General features: G+C 68.0%; 27 protein-coding genes and 1 pseudogene. 21 read left to right on the plus strand and 7 right to left on the minus strand.

From position 1 onward, the window contains the following. Nucleotides 1–48 precede the first annotated feature (48 nt). On the plus strand, nt 49–498 hold the full coding sequence (locus tag ACIQF0_RS28615; protein ID WP_401034251.1) for an Lrp/AsnC family transcriptional regulator: 450 nt from the start codon (nt 49–51) through the stop codon (nt 496–498). A gap of 1 nt (nt 499) precedes the next feature. Here ACIQF0_RS28615 and ACIQF0_RS28620 read toward each other — a convergent pair whose 3' ends face one another. Both ACIQF0_RS28620 and ACIQF0_RS28625 read right to left on the minus strand, forming a co-directional pair. After that, on the minus strand, nt 500–1,261 hold the full coding sequence (locus ACIQF0_RS28620; protein WP_401034254.1) for a nucleotidyl transferase AbiEii/AbiGii toxin family protein: 762 nt from the start codon (nt 1,259–1,261) through the stop codon (nt 500–502). Continuing rightward, a complete protein-coding gene (locus tag ACIQF0_RS28625; protein WP_401034257.1) occupies nt 1,254–1,889 on the minus strand; it encodes a type IV toxin-antitoxin system AbiEi family antitoxin in 636 nt (211 codons plus the stop codon). The genes ACIQF0_RS28620 and ACIQF0_RS28625 overlap by 8 nt, the downstream gene beginning before the upstream one ends. Nucleotides 1,890–1,996: 107 nt before the next feature. On the opposite strand from ACIQF0_RS28625, the gene ACIQF0_RS28630 reads away from it, so the two are divergent. Then, nucleotides 1,997–3,514 carry a BTAD domain-containing putative transcriptional regulator gene (locus ACIQF0_RS28630; protein ID WP_401034260.1) on the plus strand — a complete coding sequence of 506 codons (1,518 nt, stop codon included), beginning with the start codon at nt 1,997–1,999 and terminating at the stop codon, nt 3,512–3,514. A gap of 50 nt (nt 3,515–3,564) precedes the next feature. Then, nucleotides 3,565–4,305: an SDR family oxidoreductase gene (locus ACIQF0_RS28635; protein ID WP_360038155.1), complete on the plus strand. Its 741-nt coding sequence runs from the start codon at nt 3,565–3,567 to the stop codon at nt 4,303–4,305. On the opposite strand, the gene ACIQF0_RS28640 is transcribed toward ACIQF0_RS28635, so the two are convergent. Beyond that, nucleotides 4,290–4,991 carry an alpha/beta fold hydrolase gene (locus ACIQF0_RS28640; protein ID WP_401034264.1) on the minus strand — a complete coding sequence of 234 codons (702 nt, stop codon included), beginning with the start codon at nt 4,989–4,991 and terminating at the stop codon, nt 4,290–4,292. The genes ACIQF0_RS28635 and ACIQF0_RS28640 overlap by 16 nt on opposite strands. 15 nt (nt 4,992–5,006) lie before the next feature. Between ACIQF0_RS28640 and ACIQF0_RS28645 the strand changes: the two genes are divergently transcribed. Then, nucleotides 5,007–6,233: a cytochrome P450 gene (locus ACIQF0_RS28645; protein ID WP_401034267.1), complete on the plus strand. Its 1,227-nt coding sequence runs from the start codon at nt 5,007–5,009 to the stop codon at nt 6,231–6,233. Next, nucleotides 6,230–6,700: a hypothetical protein gene (locus ACIQF0_RS28650; RefSeq protein ID WP_401034270.1), complete on the plus strand. Its 471-nt coding sequence runs from the start codon at nt 6,230–6,232 to the stop codon at nt 6,698–6,700. Before ACIQF0_RS28645 ends, ACIQF0_RS28650 begins: the two co-directional genes overlap by 4 nt. Nucleotides 6,701–6,707: 7 nt before the next feature. On the opposite strand, the gene ACIQF0_RS28655 is transcribed toward ACIQF0_RS28650, so the two are convergent. Further along, nucleotides 6,708–7,229, minus strand: coding sequence for a YbhB/YbcL family Raf kinase inhibitor-like protein (locus ACIQF0_RS28655; protein ID WP_401034273.1), 522 nt, complete (start codon nt 7,227–7,229; stop codon nt 6,708–6,710). 105 nt (nt 7,230–7,334) lie between these two features. Between ACIQF0_RS28655 and ACIQF0_RS28660 the strand changes: the two genes are divergently transcribed. The 7 genes from ACIQF0_RS28660 to ACIQF0_RS28690 all read left to right on the plus strand — a co-directional run bounded on the left by ACIQF0_RS28660 (nt 7,335) and on the right by ACIQF0_RS28690 (nt 12,967). Beyond that, entirely contained in the window at nt 7,335–7,973 is a 639-nt protein-coding gene (locus ACIQF0_RS28660) for a GntR family transcriptional regulator (RefSeq protein WP_401034902.1), read from the plus strand. 189 nt (nt 7,974–8,162) lie between these two features. Beyond that, complete coding sequence (eno, locus tag ACIQF0_RS28665; protein WP_360038140.1) at nt 8,163–9,449, plus strand: phosphopyruvate hydratase; 1,287 nt, start codon at nt 8,163–8,165, stop codon at nt 9,447–9,449. Nucleotides 9,450–9,461: 12 nt separating this feature from the next. Beyond that, entirely contained in the window at nt 9,462–9,956 is a 495-nt protein-coding gene (locus ACIQF0_RS28670) for a septum formation initiator family protein (protein ID WP_245822315.1), read from the plus strand. After that, nucleotides 9,932–10,435 (plus strand): DUF501 domain-containing protein, encoded by a 504-nt coding sequence (locus ACIQF0_RS28675; RefSeq protein ID WP_360038137.1) that lies wholly within the window; start codon nt 9,932–9,934, stop codon nt 10,433–10,435. Before ACIQF0_RS28670 ends, ACIQF0_RS28675 begins: the two co-directional genes overlap by 25 nt. Before the next feature lie 152 nt (nt 10,436–10,587). After that, nucleotides 10,588–11,850 (plus strand): lytic transglycosylase domain-containing protein, encoded by a 1,263-nt coding sequence (locus ACIQF0_RS28680; RefSeq protein ID WP_401034905.1) that lies wholly within the window; start codon nt 10,588–10,590, stop codon nt 11,848–11,850. Between the two features lie 102 nt (nt 11,851–11,952). Next, on the plus strand, nt 11,953–12,783 hold the full coding sequence (locus ACIQF0_RS28685; protein ID WP_401034278.1) for a helix-turn-helix domain-containing protein: 831 nt from the start codon (nt 11,953–11,955) through the stop codon (nt 12,781–12,783). 13 nt (nt 12,784–12,796) lie between these two features. Continuing rightward, nucleotides 12,797–12,967 (plus strand): DUF397 domain-containing protein, encoded by a 171-nt coding sequence (locus tag ACIQF0_RS28690; RefSeq protein WP_401034281.1) that lies wholly within the window; start codon nt 12,797–12,799, stop codon nt 12,965–12,967. On the opposite strand, the gene ACIQF0_RS28695 is transcribed toward ACIQF0_RS28690, so the two are convergent. Genes ACIQF0_RS28695 through ACIQF0_RS28705 form a run of 3 tightly spaced genes read right to left on the minus strand, consistent with a single transcriptional unit; the run spans nt 12,951 to nt 16,910 of the window. Then, on the minus strand, nt 12,951–13,886 hold the full coding sequence (locus ACIQF0_RS28695; protein WP_401034284.1) for a TolB family protein: 936 nt from the start codon (nt 13,884–13,886) through the stop codon (nt 12,951–12,953). The genes ACIQF0_RS28690 and ACIQF0_RS28695 overlap by 17 nt on opposite strands. Then, on the minus strand, nt 13,883–15,094 hold the full coding sequence (locus ACIQF0_RS28700; protein WP_401034287.1) for an MFS transporter: 1,212 nt from the start codon (nt 15,092–15,094) through the stop codon (nt 13,883–13,885). The genes ACIQF0_RS28695 and ACIQF0_RS28700 overlap by 4 nt, the downstream gene beginning before the upstream one ends. 7 nt (nt 15,095–15,101) lie before the next feature. Continuing rightward, nucleotides 15,102–16,910: a metallophosphoesterase gene (locus ACIQF0_RS28705; protein WP_401034290.1), complete on the minus strand. Its 1,809-nt coding sequence runs from the start codon at nt 16,908–16,910 to the stop codon at nt 15,102–15,104. A gap of 206 nt (nt 16,911–17,116) precedes the next feature. Here ACIQF0_RS28705 and ACIQF0_RS28710 point away from each other — a divergent pair, with 206 nt between their 5' ends. The 9 genes and pseudogenes from ACIQF0_RS28710 to ACIQF0_RS28750 all read left to right on the plus strand — a co-directional run bounded on the left by ACIQF0_RS28710 (nt 17,117) and on the right by ACIQF0_RS28750 (nt 25,464). Beyond that, nucleotides 17,117–17,569: an SUKH-3 domain-containing protein gene (locus tag ACIQF0_RS28710; protein WP_401034293.1), complete on the plus strand. Its 453-nt coding sequence runs from the start codon at nt 17,117–17,119 to the stop codon at nt 17,567–17,569. A gap of 50 nt (nt 17,570–17,619) precedes the next feature. Continuing rightward, the gene (locus ACIQF0_RS28715; protein ID WP_401034296.1) at nt 17,620–18,180 is read left to right on the plus strand and encodes a GNAT family N-acetyltransferase; all 561 of its coding nucleotides are present in this window, start codon (nt 17,620–17,622) and stop codon (nt 18,178–18,180) included. Next, a pseudogene (locus tag ACIQF0_RS28720) lies at nt 18,167–18,610 on the plus strand (GNAT family N-acetyltransferase); the annotation flags it as partial. The gene ACIQF0_RS28715 and the pseudogene ACIQF0_RS28720, both read left to right, overlap by 14 nt. A 117-nt stretch (nt 18,611–18,727) precedes the next feature. Then, entirely contained in the window at nt 18,728–19,669 is a 942-nt protein-coding gene (locus ACIQF0_RS28725; protein WP_401034908.1) for an exopolyphosphatase, read from the plus strand. A gap of 178 nt (nt 19,670–19,847) precedes the next feature. Next, on the plus strand, nt 19,848–21,467 hold the full coding sequence (locus ACIQF0_RS28730) for an ABC transporter substrate-binding protein (RefSeq protein WP_401034299.1): 1,620 nt from the start codon (nt 19,848–19,850) through the stop codon (nt 21,465–21,467). A 116-nt stretch (nt 21,468–21,583) separates the two neighbouring features. Further along, on the plus strand, nt 21,584–22,513 hold the full coding sequence (locus tag ACIQF0_RS28735; protein ID WP_401034302.1) for an ABC transporter permease: 930 nt from the start codon (nt 21,584–21,586) through the stop codon (nt 22,511–22,513). Then, a complete protein-coding gene (locus ACIQF0_RS28740) occupies nt 22,506–23,480 on the plus strand; it encodes an ABC transporter permease (protein ID WP_401034305.1) in 975 nt (324 codons plus the stop codon). Before ACIQF0_RS28735 ends, ACIQF0_RS28740 begins: the two co-directional genes overlap by 8 nt. Nucleotides 23,481–23,489: 9 nt before the next feature. Next, nucleotides 23,490–24,476, plus strand: coding sequence for an ABC transporter ATP-binding protein (locus ACIQF0_RS28745; protein ID WP_401034308.1), 987 nt, complete (start codon nt 23,490–23,492; stop codon nt 24,474–24,476). Then, complete coding sequence (locus ACIQF0_RS28750; RefSeq protein ID WP_360038093.1) at nt 24,469–25,464, plus strand: dipeptide ABC transporter ATP-binding protein; 996 nt, start codon at nt 24,469–24,471, stop codon at nt 25,462–25,464. Before ACIQF0_RS28745 ends, ACIQF0_RS28750 begins: the two co-directional genes overlap by 8 nt. Nucleotides 25,465–25,551: the final 87 nt, after the last annotated feature.

Below are 25,551 nucleotides of genomic sequence, written 5' to 3' on the forward strand. Positions count from 1 at the left end.
AGCAAAAGCTAGGGGAACTCGCGGGCAAGGTGTTTGCGTTCTTTGCTCATGGACGCCGTGGACCGCAAAATTCTTGCTGAACTGCAGCGCGACGGGCGGATCACCGTCACCGACCTCGCCCAGCGCGTGCAGCTGAGCATCTCGCGCTGCCAGCGCCGCCTGCGCGAGCTGGAACGCGACGGCGTCATCCACGGCTACCGGGCCGTCGTGGACGCGGCCGCCCTCGGGTTCGGCTTCGAGGCCCTGGTCTTCGCCAAACTGCGCCTGGACACCATGGACGACTTCGACCGCGCACTCGTCGGCGTGCCGAACGTTGTGGAGGCGCAACGCCTCTTCGGCAGCCCCGACTACCTGCTGCGCGTCGTCACCGCGGACCTCGCGTCGTACCAGCGGTTGTACGAGGAGACGCTGGCGAAGCTGCCGGGGGTGCGCGGGCTGACGTCGACGATCGTGATGAAGCAGGTGATCGAACCGCGCCCGTTGCCCGCCAACCCGTGAGCTACCAGCCGAGCGCCTTCCCGTACGCGTCGCGGACCACTCGCAGACACCAGTCCGGTGAAGGGAGTTCGCTGGTCTGGTGGGCCAGCTGCGATTGCCAGTCCAGTCCCGAAGGCAGTGAGGCGAACTCGTACTTCTGCACCGAGGCACCCGTCGCGTCGCGGACCAGGTCGGCTGCTTCCCGGGTCAGCGCACCCAGTGCGGCGAGGCGGGCGAGGTCGTAGAGGTCTCTGGCAGCGTGCCGGTCCGCCCAGGCAAGGGTCTTCATCGCCGCGAACGCTTGCAGCGTGGGAACTTTGAGCACGACGTCCGATGTGATGTCGCTGTACCTGGTCTCGATTCGGACGGCCTCGCTCGGCCAGCGTGCCCAGTCCTCGTGATCGATCAGCTGGACCCGGACGCGGAGATCGCTCGTCGTGACGAGAACACCCGGCTCGACCGCGGACCTCGTGGATCGCAGCCGCGGATCCCAGCCGGTCCTGGGGAACTCGCGGCGCAGCCATCGCGGCAACTGTTCGTCGAGCGCGGTCGCGACCGCGGCACGATCGGGTGTCCACAGGTCGATGTCCTCCGACAGGCGCCCGCCCGCAGCTGGATCCGAGAGGTGTGTTCGCGCCAGTGCGGTTCCGCCGACGAAGAGCACGTCGGGTGCGATCCGCGGCAGGCCTGCCAGCACGTGGCTGATCAGGTGATCTCGCCGGACCTGCTCTTCCGCGACGCCGAACAGGTCGGCCACCGCGACGAGCTCCTCGTGCTCAAGCACCTGCGGCCTCCTTCATCCGTGCCAGCGCTCCCGGCCGGTGCTGAGCACGCGCGAGCTCCTCGGCGACGGTCCAGTCGATCTTGCGGATCAGCGCCCGCAGGATCGACCTGGCATCGGCTTCCTCGATGCCGCCGAGTTGTGGCCGGGCGGCGATGTCCAGGGCGGTTTGCTCCGGAGTGGTCATCCATCCCGCCGTGAGCTCGGTTTCCACCCGCTCCAGGTCGAGCCGGCTCACGTCACGCTTCACGAAGACCACGTCACCCACGCTGGTGTGCAGAACGGGCCGCTGTTTCGGCACGGCGACGACTGCCGTGCCGATGGCTCGGGGCAGGGCGCCGTGCCGGCGGGCCGCGGTGATGCTCATGAGTGCGACGGCGTCCTTGCCGTAGTCGGCCTGGGCCACGCCGAGCGCGACGGCCGCGAGGTCCGGGCGCCATCGTGGATCGCCCAGCCGTTCCATCGGGGCCAGCGCGTAGTAGCCGGTGCTGATGTGGCTGAGGACCGCCTGTTCGAGCAGCCGCTCGAACTCGCTGCGGGGGTGGGCGTACACGTCTCCCGCGTCTCTCGGGCGCAGGACCTTGTTCTCTCTTCTGGCCAGCTTGGTCGGGATGGTGACGCGGTCATTCATACGACCTCCGTAGGCTTGGAGCCTACGTTCATAGTACTCGTTTCCTCCGGGCATGCTGGGAATGCCCGCGGGCGTTGTCACGTTGCATGAGCCTGCGCTTCTCACTGATGGGTCCGGTACGAGCCTGGCGAGATGATGAGGAGATCGACCTGGGGCCGCGCCAGCAGCGCGCGGTGCTGGCGGCGTTGCTGCTGAACAACGGCATGCGACTGAGCAACGACCAGCTGATCGGCATGGTCTGGGACGACCCGACGCCGAGCGCGGTCATGGCGTTGCGGACGTACACGTACAAGATCCGCAAGGCCATCCCCGAGCTGGACCTGAAGTCCAAGGACGGTGGCTACACGCTGCGGGCCGAGCTCTTCGACGACTGCCGTGACGAGCCGCTCGAAGGCCTGAGCAGCACCTACTTCGAGGCCCAGCGGGCCAGGATCGCCAACGAACGGCTGCACTGCCGCGAAGCCCTGCTCGAACGCGAGATGAACGTCCTCGAACTGCAGAAGCACGTCGCCGCTTTCCCGCTCAGGGAACGGACGCGCGCCCTGCTGATGCAGGCCCTCTACCGCGATGGCAGGCAGGCCGACGCGTTGGAGCAGTTCCATCAGGCACGCGCCCTGCTCAACGACGAACTCGGCCTCGAACCCGGTCCTGAACTGCGCGAGGTGCACGCGCAGATCCTCCGCGGCGAGCTGAACCTGTCGCGCCGGCCAGAGCAGTTGCCGCCCGGCCTGCCCGACTTCACCGGTCGCGCGGAGGAGGTCGCGCAGGCACTCCGGGCCCTTCCGCGGACCGTCGGCATCACCGGCATGCACGGCAGTGGCAAGACGGCGCTGGCCACCCACGTCGCGCACCTCGCCAAGCACGGCTACCCCGACGGGCAGATCTTCGTGCGGGGCAAGGACGTCGCGAACGAGCTGCTGCGCGCGGTCGGCGTCGAGAACCCCCACGGCGACAAAGCCGCGCTGTGGCGGGAAAAGGCGCGCGGCAAGCGGTTCCTGATCGTCGTCGACGACGTCCACGACCCCGCCCAGATCGCGGACCTGCACACCCCCGGCTCGGCCATGATCCTCACGAGCGTGCGCCGGTGGAACGAGCTGCCCAGCGTGACGTGGGTGAAGCTCGCCGGGCTGACCGAGGCCGAGGCGAACCAGTTCTTCCGCAGGGTCCTCGACCCCGCCAGGGCCGATGCCGAGGCGGGCGTCACGGACGAGGTGCTGGCGCGCGTCTCGTACCTGCCGAACCCCATCCGCGTGCTCGGTGGCAAGCTCACCGGCCGCTCCAACTGGACCGTCGCGATGCTGCTGGCCCAGATGAAGCGCGAGACGCGACTCGGCGACGCCATCCCGTCCGACTGCATGTCCGTGGTGGCGCCGATGATGAAGGCTGATCAGCAGCTCACCGAGCAGGAACGTCATGTGCTGCAGTGCTTCGCGCGCCGCGACGCGGACGTGATCGACGTGTGCGAGGCGGCGGAGATGTCCGGCGCCGACCCCGGTGCGATGGAGTACGTGCTGGAGTCGCTCGCCGACGTGCACCTGATCGAACCGCTGGTGCTCGGCCGGTATCGGCTGCCGCAGTTCGTGCGGATGTACTTCGGGTGGCGCGCACCCGTGCTGACCAGCTGATTCATTCGGAATTTATGGCCTGACGATGTGGCGTCGGCAAGTTCGTAGACATGTCAACGAAGGAACTCGCAGGCAAGAAGGCACTCGTCACCGGCGCCACCTCCGGAATCGGCCGCTCCATCGCGGTCAAGCTCGCGGAGGCGGGCGCCACCGTCTACGTCTCCGGCCGCCGCGCCGAGCTCGGCAAGGAGACCGTCGCGCTGATCGAGCAGGCCGGCGGCACCGGACACTTCATCGTCTCGGACGTCGCCAGCGTCGACGACGTCCGCAAGCTCGCCGAGGAGGTCGGCGAGGTCGACGTGCTCGTCAACAACGCGGGCATCTTCCCGTTCTCGCCGACGCCGGAGCAGTCCGTCGACGTCTACCAGAACGTGTTCGACGTCAACGTCCGCGGCACCTACTTCCTCACCGCCGCCCTCGCCCCGGCGATGGTCGCCAAGGGCAAGGGCTCGATCGTCAACGTCTCGTCGATCGCGGCCGTGGTCGGCACCCCGGTCGGGTCCGTCTACAACGCCTCCAAGGCCGCGATGGACGCGCTGACCCGCTCGTGGGCCATCGAGTTCGGCCCCGCCGGCGTCCGCGTGAACTCCGTGGCGCCCGGCCCGGTCGCCACCGACAAGGCCCTGGCGGAAGCCGGTGAGGTGTTCGACTCGATCGCGAAGGACCTTCCGCTCCAGCGCGTCGGCCAGCCGGAGGAGATCGCGGAGGCCGTGCTGTTCCTGGCCTCCGACAAGGCCAGCTTCATCACCGGCTCGGTGATCACGGCCGACGGCGGCTACGTGGCGAGCTGAGCCAGCACGGTGCGCAGGGACGAGGGCGACTCGACGTGCACGTTGTGGCCCGCGCCGGGGAACACCACCGGCTCGGGCACCAGCTCCCGCAGGTGCTCCTGAGGGCTCATCGGGTCGTTCTCACCCGCCGCCAGCACGACGTGGGCCTGCGCCGCCATGATCAGCCCGGCCATGTCCGGCCGGCCCACGCCGAAGGCCCTCATGTCCAGCGAAGGCGCCCATCCACCGTCCACTTCGGACACGCCGTGCGTCAGCCTCACCCCGGCCATCCTGGACGCCCGTTCGACGGCTTCTTCCTCGGTGGCGAAGACCTTCCCGGGTTTGGCTGCCAGCGCGGAGGCTTTGGTGAGCTCCTCGTCGGTCCACTGGACCTTGATCCCGACGCCGACGCACGTGGTGACCTCGACCCCGAACCAGCCGCTCGCGAGCGTCAGCCCGACGACGCCGCCCAGCGAGTGCCCGACGATCGTGACGGGCTCGCGCGGGATCTCGTCCGCGACGGCCGCGGCGAACGAACCGAACGAGTACCGGTCGATGGAGCTCGAGCGTCCGTGACCGGGCAGATCGGGCACGAGCCAGCTGCCTGACCAGTCCTTCACGACGTCCTGCCACACCTCGCCGGTAGCGCCCAGCCCGTGCAGCAGCACCAGCATCGGCCCGCTTCCACCACGTTCGACATGAAGCACGTCAGAATCCGTTCTATGCCCAGGACCGATGCCGACCTCATCGTCGACCCGGACACGTATACCTCGGGAGTCCCGCACGACGCACTAACCCGGCTGCGCGAAAAGAACGTGGTGCGCATCGACGACTTCTGGGCAGTCTTCCGCCACGAGGACGTCCGCACGGTGTTGAGGACGCCCACGGTCTTCTCCTCGCACCGCGGCGCCACCCAGATCCGCGACCCGTTGCCCGCCGACCTGGCGTACGTCCAACGCATGATGCTCAACCAGGACCCTCCCGGGCATTCGCGGTTGCGCCGCCTGCTGACCAGGGCTTTCACGCCCCGCGCCGTCTCCAGGCTGGAAGACCGGATCCGCGCGAACGCCCGCGAGATCGTGGCCGGCCTGTCCGGCGACTTCGCTCACGCCGTCGCCGACCTGCCGCTGCTGACCCTGGCCGACGTCTTCGGCGTTCCGCGCGAGGACAGAGCGCTGCTCTACGACTGGAGCAACCGCGTGATCGGCTTCCAGGACCCCGACTACGCGCTGTCGTCCAGTTCCACGGCCGGCATGACCGACATGGCACTGGAAGCGTTGTCGTTGCGCCCCGAAGACGGCCGCGACCCACGCGCCCGCGACGGCATGCCAGACCTCTACGCCTACGCGCACGCGTTGGGTGCCTACAAGCGCGCACATCCTGGCGAAGACGTCCTGAGCAACCTCATGCTGGAGGACATCTCGCTGGAGGAGTTCGAGAACCTCTTCTGGCTCTTCTCCGTGGCGGGCAACGAAACCCTGCGCAACGGCATCCCGGGCGGCATGATCGCGCTCCTCTCGCACCCTCGCGAGTACGCCCGCCTGCGCGCCGACCGTTCACTGCTCCCCGTTGCGGTCGAAGAGATGCTGCGCTGGTGGACACCGGTCATGCACTTCCGCCGCACGGCCGTCCAGGACACTTCGCTGTCCGGGCAGGAGATCCGGGCCGGGGACAAGGTCGTGGTCTGGTTCTCCTCCGCCAACCGGGACGAGCGTGTGTTCACGTCGCCGGACCGGTTCGACGTGGGGCGGCGGGAGGCCGACCACCTGAGCTTCGGGTACGGGCCGCACTTCTGCCTGGGCGCGCAGCTGGCGCGGACGCAGATGCGGGCCGTGTTCGACGCGGTGCTGGACCTGCCGGGGATGCTGGAGCTGGACGGGGAGATCAGCCGGTTGCGGTCGAACTTCCAGAACGGCGTGAAGCACCTGCCGCTTAGGGTCGCCACGTGAACACCTGGGTTCTGCCGGACAACGCGCGCCTGCGCGAACTGCTCGCGTTCTTCGAGTTCGACGTCTCCCGCGCCAAAGCCGGGGAGGACGCCTCGATCGACTCGGGGCTTCCGCTCGAACCGGTGGCCGGTGACTTCACCGGTGGGCAGTTCTACCTGTGCGGCGAAGCGAGCTCGGAACGACCGGTCCTCTACGCCAGTTCGGAAGGGCAGGCAGGCCTCGTCGCGAACAACCTGCGCGAAGCCGTCGAGTTGGTCGTCGGATTGCCGCACTGGCGGGACTGCCTGACCTTCGCCGACTTCGAGCGGAAGTCCGCGCCGACCTCCCGGCAGAGTGAGGCCGCGCGGCTTCTCGCGCTGGAGCTTCCCGCGCAGGAGGTGCTGCTGGCACGCCTGCACGCTGCCGTTCTGCGGTCCGCGCCCGACTACGTCTTCCGTGACGAGACGGGCGAGTACGAAGGGCTGTAGAACGGCGTCAAGCACCTGCCGCTGACGTCTCTGCCGTAGCCACCAGGACCGCGCGGCCGAGGACGTGTCCGCCCATGACGAAACCGAGCAGCGCGGGCGTGGCGTCGGCGGGCACCTCGACGGTCTCGACGTCGAGGGCGTGCACCACCACGAAGTAGCGGTGCGATCCGTGCCCGGCGGGCGGCGCGGCGCCGATGTAGCGCGCCAGGCGAGCGTCGTTCGGCAGCTGGAAGGCCCCGGCGGGCAGCCCGGCGCCGGTGTCGTCACCCGCGCCTTCCGGCAGTTCGGTGCAGGTGGCGGGGATGCCGGCGACCGCCCAGTGCCAGAACCCCGACCCGGTGGGGGCGTCGGGGTCGTAGACGGTCACGGCGTAGCTTTTGGTACCCGCTGGAGCGCCGCTCCAGGACAGCTGCGGGGAGACGTCCTTCCCGGCGAGCTGCTCGGGTGCCCATGCGGCGCCATCGGCGACCAACGTGCTGGTCACGGTGAAGGAGGCCACCTCGGGGAGGCGGGCGAAGGGGTTGTTCATGACTTACCTTCCATTCTGATCGATGATGCAGACAATAATCGATTATCTGACGGTTCGTCTATGCTTCGACGTGTGACGAGTGCCGCGCCCGCCAAGGGCAAGCCGATGCTCTCCGAGCAGGTACACGCGCGCCTGCGGGACGCGATCCTGCATGGGGTGCACGCTCCCGGCGATGCCCTGAAGCCGCAGGACCTGGCCAAGGAACAGGGTGTGAGCCTGGCTGTGGTGCGTGAGGCGTTGGTGCGCCTGGTGGGTGAGGGTTTCGCCGACCGGCTGCCGAACCGCGGCTTCGCCGTCCCCGCCTTCACGGACCGTCGCTGGCAGGAGATCACCGAAGCCCGCCTGGCTGTAGAGCCGGTGGTGCTGCGTCTGTCTGTCGAGCGGGGGGACCTCGACTGGGAGACCCGCGTCCGCGCCGCGCACCACCGCCTGGTTCGCACGCCGCCGTTCGATCCGGCGCAGGGTGAGCACTACAGCGACGAGTGGGCGGAAGCGCACCGGATCTTCCACCGCACGTTGCTCGAGGGGTGCGCCAACGCGACCCTGCTGGAGACGTTCGACCGCATGTGGACGGCGAGCGAGCTGGCCCGCCGCTTCTCGGCCCGCCGCAACGCGGGCCGCGACCACGTCGCCGAGCACCGCGCACTGGAGGAGGCCGCGCTGGCGAGGGACGCCGACGCGGCGGTCGCGGCGCTGGTCGCACACCTCTCGCGAACCGCGACAGTGCTGACCGACCACGCTTGAGCGCGATTCGTTGAAACCTCGCCGAAAACCACCGGATACGTGGCCTAGGAACCCGCGCTGCCCTTCTGGCACGATTCAGTAGACCGGCTCCGATGGCCCACTGTGATCTGACGGTGGCGAGCCCCAGCCGGTCACCTGGCCCAAGTAGGCTCGTCGCGAGACGAGACGCAGGAGAAACAGGGAGCGCAAGTGGCGGTCATCGAGCAGGTCGGAGCACGCGAGATCCTGGATTCTCGCGGCAACCCCACCGTCGAGGTCGAGGTGGCGCTGGACGACGGCACGCTGGAGCGTGCGGCTGTTCCGTCCGGTGCTTCGACCGGTGAGCACGAGGCGGTGGAGCTGCGGGACGGCGACGCCAAGCGGTACGGCGGCAAGGGCGTCGAGCGCGCGGTCACCGCGGTGCTCGACGAGATCGGGCCCGAGCTGGTCGGCATCGAGGCCGTCGAGCAGCGCATCGTGGACCAGAAGCTCGTGGACCTGGACGGCACGCCGGACAAGGGTCGTCTCGGCGCCAACGCGATCCTCGGCGTGAGCCTCGCGGTCGCGAAGGCGGCGGCGACGAGCAGTGGCCTGGAGCTGTTCCGCTACATCGGCGGACCGAACGCCCACGTGCTGCCGGTGCCGATGCTGAACATCCTCAACGGTGGCTCGCACGCCGACACCGACGTGGACATCCAGGAGTTCATGATCGCGCCGATCGGCGCGGAGACGTTCCGCGAGGGCCTGCGCTGGGGCACCGAGGTCTACCACTCGCTGAAGTCCGTGCTGAAGAGCAAGGGCCTCGCGACCGGTCTGGGTGACGAGGGCGGCTTCGCGCCGAACCTCGGCAGCAACCGCGACGCGCTCGACCTCATCCTCGAGGCCATCGAGAAGGCCGGCTACCGCGCTGGTCGCGACATCGCGCTCGCGCTCGACGTGGCCGCCACCGAGTTCTTCTCGGACGGCGCCTACTCCTTCGAGAACAACAAGCGGTCGGCCGAGCAGATGATCGGCTACTACTCCGAGCTCGTGCGCGACTACCCGATGGTCTCCATCGAGGACCCGCTGTCCGAGGACGACTGGGACGGCTGGGTCCAGATGACCGCCGAGCTGGGCGAGAAGGTCCAGATCGTCGGCGACGACCTGTTCGTCACGAACCCGGAGCGCCTGGAGGAGGGCATCTCCCGCCGCGCCGCCAACGCGCTGCTGGTGAAGGTCAACCAGATCGGCACGCTCTCCGAGACGCTCGACGCGGTCTCGCTGGCCACGTCCTACGGCTACAAGTCGATGATGTCGCACCGCTCGGGCGAGACCGAGGACACGACCATCGCCGACCTCGCCGTCGCGACCGGTGCCGGCCAGATCAAGACCGGTGCTCCGGCACGTGGCGAGCGCACCGCGAAGTACAACCAGCTCCTGCGCATCGAGGAGAGCCTCGGCGACGCGGCGCGCTACGCGGGCGAGCTCGCGTTCCCGCGCTACACCCCGGAGAGCTGAGAGGCTTAAGGCATGGCCGAGCGCGCGCGTCGTCCCCGTCGCCCCCGCGAAGAGCGGGAGGCGAGGCCCGCACGCGCGCGCAAGCCACCCCGTCCGAAGGCGCCGTCGAGGCGCAGTGAGGGCACCGGTGGCGCGTTCGGCATGACCGGCACGCGACGGGCCGCGATGTTCGCGATGGTGCTGTGCGCACTGGCGCTGAGCATCGCGGTCCCGTTGCGGACCTACCTCTCGCAACGCGACGAGCTGCGCGACGTGGGCGCCGAACAGCAGAAGCTCAGGGAGACGGTCGCCGCACTGGAACAGCGCAAAGCGCAACTGCAAGACCCGGCGTACGTGGAGATCGAGGCGCGCAAGCGGCTGCACTGGGTGCGGCCCGGCGAGACGCCCTACATCGTGCAACTGCCGGGTGACGAGAGTCGCAACACTGAAACGGAGAGGCCGTCGGGCAAGCAGGCGGCACAAGGGTCTTGGTACGAGGAATTGTGGGAATCGGTGACGCACAAGTAAGTGCTGCTGACCTGGAAACGGTCGCTCAGCAGCTCGGCCGCACGCCGCGCGGGACACGTGCGATCGCCTCGCGGTGCCCCAGCGGGCACCCGAACGTCGTTCAGACGAACCCGCGGCTGCCCGACGGGACGCCGTTCCCGACGCTGTACTACCTGACCTGCCCGAAGCTGAACTCGCTGGTCAGCACGCTGGAAGGCGGCGGGCTGATGAAGGAGCAGCAGGAGCGTCTGGCGGTGGACGCCGATCTGGCCGCCGCCTACCAGCGCGCGCACGAGGCGTACCTCGCCGAGCGCGACGCCATCGAGTCGCTGGGCACCCAGGTCACCGCGGGCGGCATGCCGGTCCGGGTCAAGTGCCTGCACGTGCACGTCGCGCACGCCCTCGCGAAGGGCCCCGGCGTCAACCCCATGGGGGACGAGGCGCTGGCGCTTCTGGGCGAGCAGGGACTCTGGCCCGCGGGTGAATGCGCTACGAGTTAACGGTCAACGGAACCGAACGCACGCTTCACTCCGTCTTGGGTACACCTAGGCTTCGTAGTGGGGCAGGGTGGAACAGGTCACCGACGGGGGCGTTCGCCGTAACTGCAGGACGGCGAGCCGCGATGACACACGAGAGGTGAGAATTCGTGGCAATGGCCAAACTGCGCGGACCGTCGGCGTTGACGCCTAGGCAAAAGGGCTTCGCCGTCGCTGCGCTGGCTGCGATGCTCGCCCCGGCGATGATCGTCGGCACCAAGCTCGTCGACTGGGTCAACCTCGCGAAGCACAACGACATCAACGTCTCGCTCGGCCCCGCCGACGTCTTCGGCGCGCTGCACCGCGACCCGGCGGAGCTCGGCGCGTCCGGCCGCCTGCCGCTGTCCGAGGAGCTGAGCGCCGCGCTGCTCGCCGACCTCGAGGACGGCGACCTCGACCTCGACGAGGGCAGCCTGATCGACGACGTCGCGGGCGTGCACGACATCCCCGGCGTCATGGTCGAGGCCTACCTCCGCGCCGAGGACAAGATGGCCGAGCTCGTGCCCGGCTGCAACCTCGACTGGGCACTGCTCGCGGGCATCGGCAAGGTCGAGTCGAACCACGCCAACAGCGGCCGCGTGAACGCCGTCGGCGACGCCACCCCCAAGATCCTCGGCCCGGTCCTCAACGGCGCCCCCGGCATGGCCGCCATCAGCGACACCGACGCCGGCCGTTACGACGGCGACAGCACCTGGGACCGCGCGGTCGGCCCGATGCAGTTCATCCCCGCGACGTGGGCGAGCTTCGGCGGCGACCTGAACGACGACGGCAACGTCAACCCGAACAACATCTACGACGCCGCCCTGGGCGCCGGCCGCTACCTCTGCGCCAACGGCGGCGACATGACGAAGCAGGCCGACCGAGCGGCCGCCGTCTTCCGCTACAACCACTCCACGACGTACGTCGAGACCGTCCTCAAGTGGGCCAAGCAGTACAGCGAGAACGTCGACATCCTGCCGAACCTCCCGAGCACCGGGGACAACGCGCAGAACCCGACGCCGGGCAACCCGGATCCGGGCACGCCGACGACTCCGCCGACCACGACGCCGCCGACGACCACGACCACGACGACCACCACGACGACGCCGCCGAACTGCCCGACCACGACGACGAGCACCACCAGCTCGACGACGACTTCGACGACCACGTCGACCACGCCGCCGCCGTCCACGTGCACGACGACGACCACTACGACGCCGACGACCACCACCACGACGACCACGACGACCACCACTACGACGACGACGACCACGACGCCGCCGCAGCAGAACTCGTCCACCGTTGCCACGACGTCGTCCACGACCCCCGCCGGCAGCACCAGCGCCAACAGCTCGTCGGCGCCCGTCTCGCAGAGCCTGGTCACGAGTACGCCCAGCTAGCCCGGCGTGTCGGGTTGGAACGATTCCAACCCGTACTTCGTTCGGGGCGATTCGGGCAGAAACGTTGGGACGAAGGGGATCTCGTCTCCTAGCTTCGTCTGCATGCCGAAGCGCAACTCGAGCGTGGTGGGCCGGGAGTTCGGTCAAGGCGTCCGCGACGCCATCGAACAGAGCGGCATGACCCAACGCGGACTCGCCGAACTGGTGGACTGGCAGGAAGCCAAGATCTCCGACGCGGTGAACGGCAAGGGCGGCATCAGCGAGGTCGACCTGATCCGGCTGCTCTCCTACTGCCGCACTCCTTACGCCGAGGTCGAGCGGATGGTCGCGCTTTACCGTGAGACACGGGAGAAGGGCTGGCTCCAGTTCCCCGAGGACGGCGTGCCGGAGCAGTTGCACAGCCTCATCAACCAGGAACGTCTCGCCAGCACGATCACGGTGTGGTCGATGAACCTCGTGCCCGGCCTTCTCCAGATCGCCGCCTACATCCGAGCCGTTGCGGAGAAGGTGCCGCGGAAATCCCCTGCGGACATCGATGGATTCATCAGGGCGAAGCTTGAGCGGCAGGGGATTATCAGGCCTGGCCGGAAGTTCGTCTTCTACGTGCACGAGCAGGCTCTTCAGCTGCCTGTCGGCGGTCCTGCCGTGATGCAGGCACAGCTGAACCACATCAACGTCATGTTGGTGCGGCAGTACATCACCTTCCGGATCGTTCCGATCGCGATCGGGGCACACGCTGGACTGTCCAGCTCGTTCGTGCACCTGGACTTCGACAAGTTCGAGCCGGTGGTCTACCTGGAGAACTACAACACCGGCTTGTTCCTGGAAGACAAGGGATCGCTGGACACGTTCGCCGACGTGGTGAAAGACCTGGATCGAGACGCCTTGGACGAGGGAGAATCGAGGTGGCTGATCAACAGCATGTTGTCCTGAGGAGGCCTTCCGGATGTTGACCTGGCGCAAGAGCAGCTACAGCGGACAAGGGAGTGACTGCGTGGAGGTCGGGCACGGTGTCGGCATCCGCGACAGCAAGGCTCCCGCCGCCCACCTCCCGGTCTCGGACCAGGCGTGGACGGCGTTCCTCGGCCTCGTGAAGGCACCTACTTCCGCGCGATGACCGAGGGTGACGTGCCTGGCCGGAGCTCACGCGGACTTCCGGATCCATCCGCAGGCACGGCGAAGAGCACAGGTCGTCCGTCGACCGGCCGGGAGTAACCGACGGTGGTGTCGTCGAGCCACGCCGGCTGGTCGTCGACGTGTTCGGTCTCGGTCAGTGCGACGTCGGTGCCCGTGCTCAGGTCGAGGACGTGCAGACGCCATCGGTCCCCGGTGCGGAACTTGTAGGCGATGCGGCGGCCGTCGGGGGACAGGGACGGGCACTCGACGTTCTCGCGGATCGACTCCATCCGCTGTTCCTGAAGGTCTCCGCGCATGAGCCAGGTCCTCCCGCCCGAGGCCATGGTGGCGTAGAAGGTCCGGTCGTCCGCGGCGATGGTGATGCCCCAGAAGTTCCGGTCCTCCAGTTCGAACCGCTTGCCGTCCACAATGGACGTGAAGTCCTCCAGGGAACCGTGGTGGGCGCCGGTTTGCAGGTCGTAGGCGCCTGCCGTGGTGGAGAAGCCGCCGTCGGCGAGGTAGGAGTCGCCCGAGCGGAACACCGTCCAGGCCACCCACCTGCCCGAGGAGGAGACCCTGGTGCGGCTGGGCGTTCCCCACACCTGGATGACCTGCTGCTCGCGCAACTCCGCGTCGAACACGGCCACCTCGAACCCGCCGGGAATCGCGGCGGGCCGCAGGCAGGACAGCTTGCCGCCCGCCGCGTGGGCCCGCTGACAGGACGGGCCGACGCCCACCTGCTGGTCTCCATCGGCCTGGCGGACCACGTCGTTCTCGACGTAGACGAGCGAGCCCGCGCGGGCCAGGTCGAGGCTCGCGCCCGCTTCGGGGTGGGCCGCTTCCCAGCCGAGGTAGCCGCCGCCCGTCGCGACCGTCACCACGATCAGGGCGGCGCCGACCAGCTTCGAACGGGCCGTCATCGGACCGCTCCGAGCTTCAGACCAGCGACGATTCCCACACCGAGCAGCACGGCCAGGAGTCCGAACGACACCTGCGGGCTGCCGAACTGCAGGGCCGCACCCACCGCGATCGCCCCGCCCGCGCGGGCCAGCGCCTGCACGGTCTGGACGGCGGCCAGACCGGTCGAGCGCAGTTCCGCCGGGATCAACGGGCCCACGTGGGCCATCAGCACGCCGTCCGTCGCCGCGTAGAAGAGTCCGTGCAACAACAACGCCGCCACCGCGATCGCCCAGCCGCCGGTGCTCAGGCCGACCAGCAGGTAGACCACGGCCAGCAGCACGTGTCCGGCGAGGAACATCCGCCATCGCCCGAACCGGTCGGCGAGCCTGCCGAACGGGGTCGCGGCGAGCAGGAACGTCGCCGCCGTGCCCAGCGGCAGCAACGGCAGCACTCCGGCGGGCAGGCCGCCCTGTCGTTGCAGGGCAACGTAAAGCACCATGTCGCCGGCGGTGACCAGGCCGAGCAGTCCCGCCGCGAGGCACACCCGGCGCGGGCCCGCCGACGACACCGCCGCCAGGGCCCGGCGGACCGAGACCCGTTCCCTGGCCGGTGGTGCGGTCGCGGGGGCGTTCACGAAGAACACCAGCACGAGCAGCCCGATCAGCCCGAGGCAGAAGCTGCTCACGAACACCGGCCCGTACCCGGTGAAGGCGGCGAGCAACGCGACGGCCACCAGTGGTCCGAGCATCGCGCCCGCGGTGTCCATCGTGCGGTGCACGCCGAATGCGCGTCCAAGCTGGTCGGCAGGGGTGGCCAGCGTGATCATCGCGTCCCGCGGACCGGTGCGGATGCCCTTGCCGGCACGGTCGACCGCGAGCGCCGCCGCGATCCCGGCGAACGAACCGCCCGCAGCCGGCAGGCCGAGCTTGGCCACGGCGGAGAGCCCGTACCCGACCGCCGCGACCGTCTTCTGCCGGCCGAGGCGGTCGGCCCAGTAGCCGCCGAGCAGGCGCGACAACGCCGTCGATCCGGCGTAGAAGCCTTCCACCGCACCGAGATGGAGGAATCCGACGCCCACGCCGTACACGAGGTACAGCGGCAGGACCGCCGTCACCATCTCGGCGGAGACGTCCGTGATCAGACTGACGACGCCCAGCCCGAACACCGTCGCGGGCACCGCGCCGCGACGGGATTCAGCGGCCGGGGGCCTGCTCGTGGCCACGTACATCGCGAGGTCAGCCGCTCACGACGACATCGTCGACCTGCGCCTCGAACAGCGTCGGCGCACCGCCGTCCCTGGCCTCGACCAGCAGCCGCACCGAACGACCGGCGAAAGCGCTCAGGTCGGCGTTCGCCGTCTTCCAAGCGCCAAGCACATCGGTCGCCGTGCCCTGCTTCTCGAACACCGTCGTCACCGTTGTGCCATCCACCACCTGCACACGGAGGTAGTCGTCCGCGGCGGAGTTCTGGTCGTGCGCCACGTTGTAGGAGAAGGACAACTTCGGCGCTCCAGCCGGCACGGTGAATGCGGGCGAGCGGATCGCCGTAGAACCGTTGTCCAGGTCGTTCGCGCCGTACCCCGTGCTCGCGAGCCTGCCGGTGCTCAACGCCGACGCCCCGCTGACCGTGGTCCCGAGCTGCTTCACGCCCGCCGCGTTCGCGGTCTGCTCGGGATCACCGCGCTCCCACTTGCCCGTGGTCGCCGTGTCGGTGCCGGCCGGGTTGACCGTCCAGCCCTTGTCGGTCTCGAAGTTGTCGGTGAACCCTCCGGCGGGCGGATCTCCCACGGTGACCGCGAGATCCGCCGAACCGCTCACACTCCCTGACGTACCAGTGACTTTGACCGTCCCGTTGCCGGAAGCGGTGCTCGACGCGGACAACGTGAGCGTCGAGGTGGCCGACCCGTTCGCGGCCGGCGTCACCGTCGCGGGGCTGAACGAGCCGGTCACGCCCGACGGCAGCCCAGCGGCCGTCAACGTCGTCGTGCCGCTGAAACCGTTGCGGCTGCTGACAGTCACGGTGCTCGTGGCCGTACCGCCCTTGGCCACCGACACCGCAGCGGGGTTCACGGCAACGCCGATTCCGGGCTGCTGGTTGGCCTTCTTGCAGTTGCCCGACGCCGTGTCGGTGAACGTCCGCCCGGCGACGGGAACGAAGTCGGCCTTGTACCCGGTGGGGCTCAGCGCGAGCTTCAGCACGCCGTGGGTGTTCGAGTTCTGCTTCTCCGACGGCCCGGACGACCCGCTTCCCATGCTGCGCAAGCTGATACCGCCGGTACCGACGACGAACGACCGCACGCCGTTGACGTCATCCCTCGCACCGTTGGGCCGCGCAGGACCGAACCGCTCGTAGTTGTGGTCATGACCAGTGATCACCAGGTCGGCCTTGAAGTCGTACAGGGCCTGGAAGAGCGGTGCCACCGACGTGTTGTCGCCGTGGTCGCCGTTCGTGAACCGCGGCTTGTGCCAGGTGGCGATCGTGCAGGGCTTGGTGTTCGCCGCAAGATCGGCCCGCAGCCACTTCTCCTGCTCGGAACCAGCGCTCGTCGACACCTCGGAGTTCAACGCGACGACGTGCCAGGCCCCGACGTCGTGACTGTGCCAGCCCTTGCCCCGCACACCGGCCATGCCGTCGTTGACACCAACGCCGTTGAAGTAGTCGAAGTACCCCTTGGCACCGGACGTCCCGTACTCGTGGTTACCGGGAATCACGATGGTCTTGCTCTTGAACTTGCCGTACTGCGGGTCGTAGTTGTTCTTGAACTCCGACGCCGACCCGGTGCTGTAGGCGAGATCGCCCGCCAGCAGCAGCGCCGTCGGGTTCATCGCGGTCACCAGCGCGGCGGTCTGGTTGCAGGCCGACCCGCACATGTCGCCGACGGCGGCGATGGTCACCGTCTCGTCGGCAGCGGCGCTGAACCGCACGGCTGTAGGAGGCGGAGCGGAACCGGCGGTGGTGGCGGTGATCGAGATCGCGAGCGCGGTGACACCCAGCGCCGCCGCTGCCTTCCCGATCCGAGTGGAACGTGGTCGCGTCCAGTTCATCGCAGCACCTCGTCTACGTATGTGAACAGCATCCGCATATGTGTTCGCCGTGACGTTAAGGAGGTGTGAGGTGATGGGACAGCGGGAGTACGGGTGCGGTGGTGGACGAACTGGCATTGGTGCAGGTGGAGCAGTGAGGGGCGGGGTCCAACGGTGCCTGTTCGAACAGCCGGTGCTCGCGATGCGAACCTGGAAGGGTGAGTGCCGTGACCCCGAGGTTCTCCGAAGAGTGCGAGCGCACGCTCAGGCGCGTCGGCTGGTACCCCGGTCGCGCCGTCGACGTCGAGCCGTGGCGGGTTCCGCTGGAGGAGTCGGGGTTCGTCTTCCCCGAAGCGGTCGTGCGATTCCTCACGGAGTTCAACGGCTTGTCCTTCCCGGACAACGGGCGAGGCATCTCGCGCGCGCGGGAGGCGTTCGAGTTCGATCCCCTTCTCCTCGTGGGCGAGGAGGAGAGGTTCAGCGCGGTGGGCGCCAAGCACGGGCTGGTCCTCGCGCCGCTCGGCGAACTCGACCACGGCCGGTTCTACCTCGGCATGGACGAACACGGAGCGGTCTACGACGTGACCGACACGGTGGCGTTCTACGGCGTCGGCGACGCCGGGCTGGAGAGCCTGGTCCTGGGGGTCATGCCCGCGATGCCGGAAGAGCGCTTCTTCTGATCCGGTAAATCGGGTGGCACGGAGCTTGTTCCTTGGCAAAGGTGCCGGGTGTGCGTCTCGACTACCCGCTGAAGACCGCCCGCCTCCACCTCCGCCCCTTCGAGGAGACCGACCTCGACGACTTCTACGCCTACCGCTCCCGCCCGGACGTCTTCCGCTACCTCTACGACGAGCCGGCCAGCCGCGAGGAGTGCGCGGACCTGCTGGCCAAGCTGGTGAGCGACAACGAGTTCACCGCGGAGGGCCAACGGCTCGCGCTGGCCGTGCACCTGCCGGAGGCGGACAGGGTCATCGGCAGCGCCGTCCTCAAGTGGCGCAGCGAGAAGGACCGGCAGGGCGAGATCGGCTACAGCCTCAACCCCGACTTCCAGGGCCACGGCTACGCCTCCGAGGCCGCCGCGACCATGCTCGAACTCGGGTTCAAGCAGCTCGGCCTGCATCGGATCGTCGCCGAGTGCGACCCGCGCAACGAGCCGTCGTGGCGCCTCATGGAACGCCTGGGCATGCGCCGCGAGGCACACTTCCGGCAGAACGAGATCTTCAAGGGCGAGTGGGGTGACCTCTTCGTCTACGCGCTCCTGGAAGAGGAGTACGACCGTGCTCAGGCCTGACTTCCCGATCAGGACCGACCGGCTCGTCCTCAGGCCCTTCCGCGCGAGCGATCTCGACGACGTCCTCGCCTACCGGAGCCTTCCCGAGGTCACCCGCTACCTGCACGACGAGCCGTACACGCGCGCGCAGGCCGCGGAGAACCTGGCCAAGTGGATCGGCCAGGGCGAGATCATCGAGGAGGGCCAGTGGCTGGCCACCGCGGTCACGCTCGACGGCCGCGTCATCGGCGAGGTCGACATCACCTGGCGCAGCGAGGAGCACCGGCAGGGCGAGGTCGGCTACATCTTCAACCCCGCGTTCCAGGGCAAGGGGTACGCGCGGGAGGCGGCCGAGGTGATGCTCGAGATCGGGTTCGAGGGGCTCGGGCTGCATCGGATCATCGCCGAATGCGAGGTGCGCAACGAGCCGTCGTGGCGGCTGATGGAACGCCTGGGCATGCGCAGGGAGGCGCACTTCCGGCACCACGAGTTCTTCAAGGGCGAGTGGGCCGACTGCTTCGTGTACGCGATGCTTGCCGAAGAACATCGGAACCACCGAGGAGTGCCCATGTCGCGGGTCGCGGCCATCGACTGCGGAACCAACTCGATCCGTCTCCTGATCGCGGACGTGACCAAGCGCGAGGACGGCACGGCGTGGCTGCGGGACGTCCATCGCGAGATGAAGATCGTCCGGCTCGGGCAGGGCGTGGACGCGACCGGGCGGTTGCACCCCGACGCCATCGAACGCACCCGCCAGGCCCTGCTCGACTACGCGCGCACGATGCAGCGCAAGGGCGTGGAAGTCGCACGGATGGTCGCGACGAGTGCCACGCGGGACGCGAGCAACCGCGACGAGTTCTTCGGCATGACCCAGGAGATCCTCGGCGCGCCCGCGGAGGTGATCACCGGGGACGAGGAGGCAAGGCTGTCCTACCTCGGCGCGGTGGCTGACCTTGACCCGGACGAGGGACCCTTCCTCGTCACCGATCTGGGTGGTGGCAGCACCGAGTTCGTCCTGGGCACGGGCGCCGAGGTGGAGGCCGCGAGGTCGATGGACATCGGCTGCGTGCGGCTGACGGAGCGGTTCATCCGCTCCGATCCGCCGAAGAAGGACGAAATCGAACAAGCGGAAGCGTTTGCGCGCGCGGCGATCAAAGAGGCTTTCGAAGTCGTCCCCGTCGAGAAGGCGAAGACGTGGATCGGGGTCGCCGGCACGGTTACGACATTGTCAGCCCTGGTCCAGGGGCTGGAGGTGTACAACAGCGACGATATTCACCTCTCCCGCATCACACTTGACAATGTTCGTGAAATCACCGACCGTATCCTCTCCATGACGCATGATGAGCGTGCCTCGCTGGGACCCATGCACCCCGGTCGAGTGGATGTGATCTGCGGTGGAGCGGTGGTACTGCGTGCGATTGCCGAGGAGCTGGAGAATCGCGCGGGAATTCGCACGCTCGTGTGCAGCGAGCACGACATCCTCGACGGCATCGCGTTTTCGCTGGTCTAGCGCCGAATTAAGGTGCGCTTGAGGTGATCGTGACAATTTTGTGACCGATTTCGGTGCGCGTACTGCTCGACGCCCCGGTTAACGTCCTCTCACGTTTTGGGAGGTGGACGAGACCTCCCGGGGAGGCGCGCGCACGCAATATCTGCGGAGCGGCGCCGGGGAAAGGCGGGAGAGACTGATGTCGCGATCACGGGTTGCGTGGGTGGCTTTGCCGGCCGCGCTCGCCATGACGCTTACTGCGTGCGGCGGCGGCGGGGGTGGAACGACCTCGTCGGGTAACGAGAACCCGGACGGCACGGTGTCCATCTACGGCACCGAGCCGGAGAACCAGCTGTTGCCGGCCGCTACGACCGAGGCGGGCGGCAGCAAGATCGTCGACGCGCTCTACTCGCGTCTGGTCGGCTACAAGGCTGAAGACGGCTCGACCTACAACCTGATGGCGGACTCGATCACTACGACCGACGCCAAGGTCTACGACATCAAGATCAAGTCGGGCTGGACGTTCCACGACGGCACCCCGGTGAAGGCGAAGAACTTCGTCGACGCCTGGAACTACGGCGCCTACGCGAAGAACGCCCAGCAGGCCGGCACGTTCTTCGCGCCCATCGCGGGCTACAGCGACGTGCACCCCGACGACGAGAAGGCCGAGCCGACCAAGGACAAGATGTCCGGTCTCGAGGTCGTCTCCGACACCGAGTTCAAGGTCACGCTGAGCGCGCCCAACTCGGTCTTCAAGACGATGATCGGCTACACGCCGTTCTCGCCGCTGCCGGACTCGTTCTTCGCGGACCCGAAGGCCTTCGAGGCCAAGCCGATCGGCAACGGCCCGATGAAGTTCGTCTCCCGCACGCCGAACGCGCTCATCAAGCTCGACCGCTTCGACGACTACAAGGGCGAGGACAAGGTCCACTTCAAGACCTTGGACGTGAAGATCTACTCCAGCCAGGAGACCGCCTACCAGGACCTGGTCGCCGGCAAGCTGGACTTCATGGAGGCCCTGCCGCCGTCGGCCAAGGTCGGCGAGAAGTACAAGGCCGACCTGGGTGACCAGGTGCTGAACGCGAACCTGCTCGGCCAGAGCGCGATCGCGTTCCCGCTGTACGTGCCTGCGTTCCAGAACGTCAAGCTCCGTCAGGCCGTCTCGATGGCCCTCAACCGGGAGCAGATCACCAAGACCGTGCTCGCGGGCTCCTACGTGCCGGCGGACGGCTTCGTGCCGCCGGGCATCGAGGGCTACGAGAAGGGTGTCTGCGGCGAGTACTGCACGTACAACCCGGAGAAGGCCAAGCAGCTGCTCCAGGAGTCCGGCTTCACGGGCAAGCTGACCATCCAGTCCAACCAGGACGGTGGCCGCAAGGAGCCGCTCGAGGCCGCGTGCAACAGCATCAAGCAGGCGCTGGGCATCGACTGCGAGTTCGTCGGCGCCACCAACTTCGGTGCGTACCGGCAGATCGTCAACGGCAAGCAGCTGACCGGCATGGGCCGTTCGGACTGGTCGGCCGACTACCCGTCGATCGAGAACTTCCTCAACCCGCTGTACCGCACGGGTGGCTCGTCCAACGACTCGAACTACTCGAGCCCCGAGGTCGACAAGATCCTCAAGGAAGCCGACGCCACCGCGGACTCGGCAGCGGCGATCAAGAAGTACCAGGAAGCGCACAAGCTGATCGCCAAGGACCTGCCGTCCATCCCGACCTGGAACGAGAAGGGCATTGGCGCGCGTTCGAAGAACCTGCTCGCGGCCAAGCTGACCTTCACCCGTGACGCCGAGCTCGCGGCGTTCCGCGTCAAGGGCTGACAGCCGAACACATCTGAGCAGTAACCCTCCGGCCTCGCGTCCGCCAAGCGTCACGGGCACGGGGCCGGAGGGGTGTTCAGGCTCAGACGCCTCCCACCACGCAAGGAGCCGACCTCATGGGTCGCTATGTGCTGCGCCGTCTGCTGCAGCTGATACCGGTCTTCCTGGGGACCACTTTCCTGATCTACGCCCTGGTCTGGGCGATTCCGCAGGACCCCTTCGCGGGCAAGTGCGGCCAGCGGGCGTGCGACCCGACCTACATCGCGCAGATGAGCGAGAAGCTCAACCTCAACGACCCGCTGGTCATCCAGTACTTCAAGTACCTCGGCAATCTCCTCACCGGCGACTTCGGCACCACGTTCAACGGTGTCTCCGTCGGCGAGCAGATCGCGACCTCGTGGCCCATCACGCTCAAGATGGGCATCATCGCGCTGATCATCGAGGCCGTCATCGGCATCGTCGCCGGTGTCCTCACCGGCTTGCGCAAGCAGGGCTTCCTGGACAACCTGGTCCTGGTCTCGACCCTGTTCCTGATCTCGCTGCCGGTCTTCGTCACCGGTTTCGTGCTGCGGCTCTACCTCGGTCCGCAGGGCTTCGACATCATGGACACCTCGGTCAGCTCCGATCCGACGTTCGGCGAGCTGATCCTGCCCGGCTTCGTGCTCGGCAGCCTCTCCATGGCCTACGTCGCCAGGCTGACCCGCTCGAGCATCGTCGAGAACCGGCGCGCCGACTACGTCCGAACGGCGATCGCGAAGGGCCAGCCGCAGTCCCGGGTGGTCGGCATCCACCTGCTGCGCAACTCGCTGATCCCGGTGATCACGTTCCTCGGCACCGACCTCGGCAGCCTCATGGGCGGCGCGATCGTCACCGAGGGCGTCTTCAACATCAACGGCATCGGCGGCCTGATCTTCCGCGGCATCTCGCAGAAGGAAGGCGTCATGGTCACGGGCATCGTGACCCTGCTGGTGCTCGTCTACCTGCTGATGAGCCTGCTCGTCGACCTCCTGTACGCCGTTCTCGACCCGAGGATTCGCTATGAGTGACCCAGGATCCGTGTCCGGCGGAACCGGACTCGAAGCGTCCGCGGCGGCAGGTGTCGACCAGCTCAGCCACGTCGACGACTCCTCGCAGAAGCAGAAGAAGCCGCGCTCGCTCTGGAGCGACGCGTGGGGCGAGCTCCGCACGAAGCCCACGTTCGTCATCTCGCTGGTGATCATCGCGGTCATCGTGCTGATGGCGATCTGGCCGACGCTGTTCACGTCGGTCGACCCGCGCCACGCGGATCTCGACAAGTCGCTGCAGCCGCCTTCCGGCGACGCGTGGTTCGGCTACGACCTGCAGGGCTACGACGTCTACGCCCGTGCGATGCACGGTGCTCGCGCGTCGCTGCTCGTCGGGATCTTCGCGACGGTGCTGACGGTGCTGATCGGTTCGACCGTCGGCATCATCGCGGGTTACGCGAAGACGTGGCTCGACTCGGTGCTCTCGCGGTTCAGCGACATCTTCGCCGGCATCCCGTTCGTGCTCGGTGCGATCGTCATCCTGACGACGCTCAACGCGCCGACGGAGAACCCCGGCGTCTTCCGGATCATCACGCAGGTGGTGCTCTCGATCGCCGTGCTGTCGTGGCCGGTGGCCATGCGCATCATGCGTTCCGCGACGCTCGTGGCGAAGCAGCAGGACTACGTCAAGGCCGCCCGCGGTCTCGGCGCGTCGCCGCTGCGGATCGTGTTCCGGCACCTGCTGCCGAACACCGTGGCGCCCGTGCTGGTGTACGCGACCATCGCCCTGGGTGCCTTCATCGGCGCCGAGGCGACGCTGGCGTTCCTCGGCATCGGCCTGCGTCCGCCGGTCGTGTCGTGGGGCGTGATGATCTCCGAGTCGCGCGACTACTTCCAGTCGGCTCCGCACATGCTGCTGTTCCCCGCCGGCTTCGTGACCATCACGGTGCTCGCGTTCGTCATGCTGGGCGACGCCGTGCGCGACGCCCTCGACCCCAAGTCCCGTTAGGGGAATCCTGTGACTCAGCCATTGCTGGAGGTCGAGGATCTCCACGTGGAATTCCGCACCCGCGACGGTGTCGCGAAGGTGCTCAACGGCGTTTCGTACCACGTCTCCGCGGGCGAAACCCTTGCTGTGCTGGGTGAATCCGGTTCCGGCAAGTCCGTGACCGCCCAGACGATCATGGGCATCCTGGACACGCCGCCGGGGTTCATCACCAACGGTTCGATCAAGTTCCGCGGTGAGGACCTGCTGACCCAGTCGGCGGAGGAGCGGCGTCAGGTGCGTGGCGAGGGCATCGCCATGATCTTCCAGGACGCTCTTTCGGCGCTGAACCCCGTGTTCACCATCGGGTTCCAGATCGAGGAGCAGCTCAAGGTCCGCCGCGGGATGTCCAAGGCGGACGCCCGCAAGCGCGCCGTCGAGCTGCTCGACCAGGTGAAGATCCCGAACGCCAAGGGTCGCGTCTCGGACTACCCGCACCAGTTCTCCGGCGGTATGCGGCAGCGCGCGATGATCGCGATGTCGCTGGCGCTCGACCCGGAGCTGCTGATCGCGGACGAGCCCACGACCGCGCTGGACGTCACCGTGCAGGCCCAGATCATGGACCTGCTGGCGGAGATCCAGCGGGAGCGCGAGATGGGCATGATCCTGATCACCCACGACCTCGGCGTCGTCGCCGACGTCGCGGACCGGATCTCGGTCATGTACGCGGGCCGCATCGTCGAGCACGCCGACGTGTACGAACTGTTCCGCGCGCCGGGACACCCGTACACCGAGTCGCTGCTCGAGTCCCTGCCGCGCGTCGACCTGCGCGGCCAGGAGCTCAAGACCATCAAGGGTCTGCCGCCGTCGCTGACCAACATCCCACCCGGCTGCCCGTTCAACCCGCGCTGCCCGCGCGTGTTCGACAGGTGCTCCACCGAGGTGCCGGTCGTGCACAACCTCGGCATGGGCCGCACCAGCCGGTGCCACATCGCGGAGGAGGTTGTCGCTCGTGGCTGAGCCAATCCTCGAGGTCGAGAACCTCGTCAAGCACTTCCCGGTCCGCGTCGGCGTGCTGTTCAAGCGCACCGTGGGCCACGTCAAGGCCGTCGACGGCGTCTCGTTCACGCTCAACAAGGGCGAAACCCTTGGTGTCGTGGGCGAATCCGGTTGTGGCAAGTCCACGCTGGCCCAGGTGCTGATGCGCCTGGAGCCGCCGACGTCGGGCTCTGCCCGCTTCGAGGGTCGCGACATGTTCGCGATGAAGGGCTCGGAGCTGCGCAAGCTGCGTCGCGACATCCAGATCGTGCTGCAGGACCCGTACACGTCGCTGAACCCGCGCATGACGGTCGGCGACATCGTCGGTGAGCCGTACGAGATCCACACCGAGGTCGCGCCCAAGGGCGACCGGCAGCGCAAGGTCCAGGAGCTGCTGGAGACCGTGGGGCTCAACCCGGAGCACATCAACCGGTACCCGCACCAGTTCTCCGGCGGTCAGCGCCAGCGCATCGGCATCGCCCGCGCGCTCGCGTTGAAGCCCAAGGTGATCGTGTGCGACGAGCCGGTGTCGGCTCTGGACGTCTCGATCCAGGCGCAGGTCATGAACCTGCTGGGCGACCTGCAGTCGGAGATGGGCCTGTCGTACGTGTTCATCGCGCACGACCTGTCGGTGGTCCGCCACCTGTCGGACCGCGTCGGCGTGATGTACCTCGGCAAGATGGTCGAGATCGGCACCGAGGAAGAGATCTACGAGCGGCCGATGCACCCGTACACGCAGGCGCTGCTGTCCGCCGTGCCGGTGCCGGACCCGACCCAGCGCGGCCGGCGCGACGTCATCCGCCTGACGGGTGACGTGCCGTCGCCGATCGACCCGCCCTCGGGTTGCCGGTTCCGCACGCGGTGCTGGAAGGCGCAGGACATCTGCGCCACCGAGGTTCCCGAGCTCGTGGTGCGCAACGACGGTCACCCCGCCGCTTGCCACTTCGCGGAGGAGCGCGCGGTCGTCTGATCGTGTTCGTGCTGGAAGGGCCGTGCCTGCGGGCGCGGCCCTTTCTCGTTCCCGGACGTCGGTGCGCGCGGCGGTGCTAGCTTGGTT

It is taken from the genome of Lentzea sp. NPDC092896 (assembly GCF_044754905.1).
Lineage (GTDB): Bacteria > Actinomycetota > Actinomycetes > Mycobacteriales > Pseudonocardiaceae > Lentzea.

What these genes read in the sequence shown, in the direction of transcription:
- ACIQF0_RS28615 (WP_401034251.1), top strand. Translation starts at nt 49, where the DNA reads ATGGACGCCGTGGACCGCAAAATTCTTGCTGAACTGCAGCGCGACGGG.
- ACIQF0_RS28625 (WP_401034257.1), bottom strand. Translation starts at nt 1,889, where the DNA reads ATGAATGACCGCGTCACCATCCCGACCAAGCTGGCCAGAAGAGAGAAC.
- ACIQF0_RS28630 (WP_401034260.1), top strand. Translation starts at nt 1,997, where the DNA reads ATGGGTCCGGTACGAGCCTGGCGAGATGATGAGGAGATCGACCTGGGG.
- ACIQF0_RS28635 (WP_360038155.1), top strand. Translation starts at nt 3,565, where the DNA reads ATGTCAACGAAGGAACTCGCAGGCAAGAAGGCACTCGTCACCGGCGCC.
- ACIQF0_RS28645 (WP_401034267.1), top strand. Translation starts at nt 5,007, where the DNA reads ATGCCCAGGACCGATGCCGACCTCATCGTCGACCCGGACACGTATACC.
- ACIQF0_RS28655 (WP_401034273.1), bottom strand. Translation starts at nt 7,229, where the DNA reads ATGAACAACCCCTTCGCCCGCCTCCCCGAGGTGGCCTCCTTCACCGTG.
- ACIQF0_RS28660 (WP_401034902.1), top strand. Translation starts at nt 7,335, where the DNA reads ATGCTCTCCGAGCAGGTACACGCGCGCCTGCGGGACGCGATCCTGCAT.
- ACIQF0_RS28670 (WP_245822315.1), top strand. Translation starts at nt 9,462, where the DNA reads ATGGCCGAGCGCGCGCGTCGTCCCCGTCGCCCCCGCGAAGAGCGGGAG.
- ACIQF0_RS28680 (WP_401034905.1), top strand. Translation starts at nt 10,588, where the DNA reads ATGGCCAAACTGCGCGGACCGTCGGCGTTGACGCCTAGGCAAAAGGGC.
- ACIQF0_RS28685 (WP_401034278.1), top strand. Translation starts at nt 11,953, where the DNA reads ATGCCGAAGCGCAACTCGAGCGTGGTGGGCCGGGAGTTCGGTCAAGGC.
- ACIQF0_RS28690 (WP_401034281.1), top strand. Translation starts at nt 12,797, where the DNA reads ATGTTGACCTGGCGCAAGAGCAGCTACAGCGGACAAGGGAGTGACTGC.
- ACIQF0_RS28695 (WP_401034284.1), bottom strand. Translation starts at nt 13,886, where the DNA reads ATGACGGCCCGTTCGAAGCTGGTCGGCGCCGCCCTGATCGTGGTGACG.
- ACIQF0_RS28700 (WP_401034287.1), bottom strand. Translation starts at nt 15,094, where the DNA reads ATGTACGTGGCCACGAGCAGGCCCCCGGCCGCTGAATCCCGTCGCGGC.
- ACIQF0_RS28705 (WP_401034290.1), bottom strand. Translation starts at nt 16,910, where the DNA reads ATGAACTGGACGCGACCACGTTCCACTCGGATCGGGAAGGCAGCGGCG.
- ACIQF0_RS28725 (WP_401034908.1), top strand. Translation starts at nt 18,728, where the DNA reads ATGTCGCGGGTCGCGGCCATCGACTGCGGAACCAACTCGATCCGTCTC.
- ACIQF0_RS28730 (WP_401034299.1), top strand. Translation starts at nt 19,848, where the DNA reads ATGTCGCGATCACGGGTTGCGTGGGTGGCTTTGCCGGCCGCGCTCGCC.
- ACIQF0_RS28735 (WP_401034302.1), top strand. Translation starts at nt 21,584, where the DNA reads ATGGGTCGCTATGTGCTGCGCCGTCTGCTGCAGCTGATACCGGTCTTC.
- ACIQF0_RS28740 (WP_401034305.1), top strand. Translation starts at nt 22,506, where the DNA reads ATGAGTGACCCAGGATCCGTGTCCGGCGGAACCGGACTCGAAGCGTCC.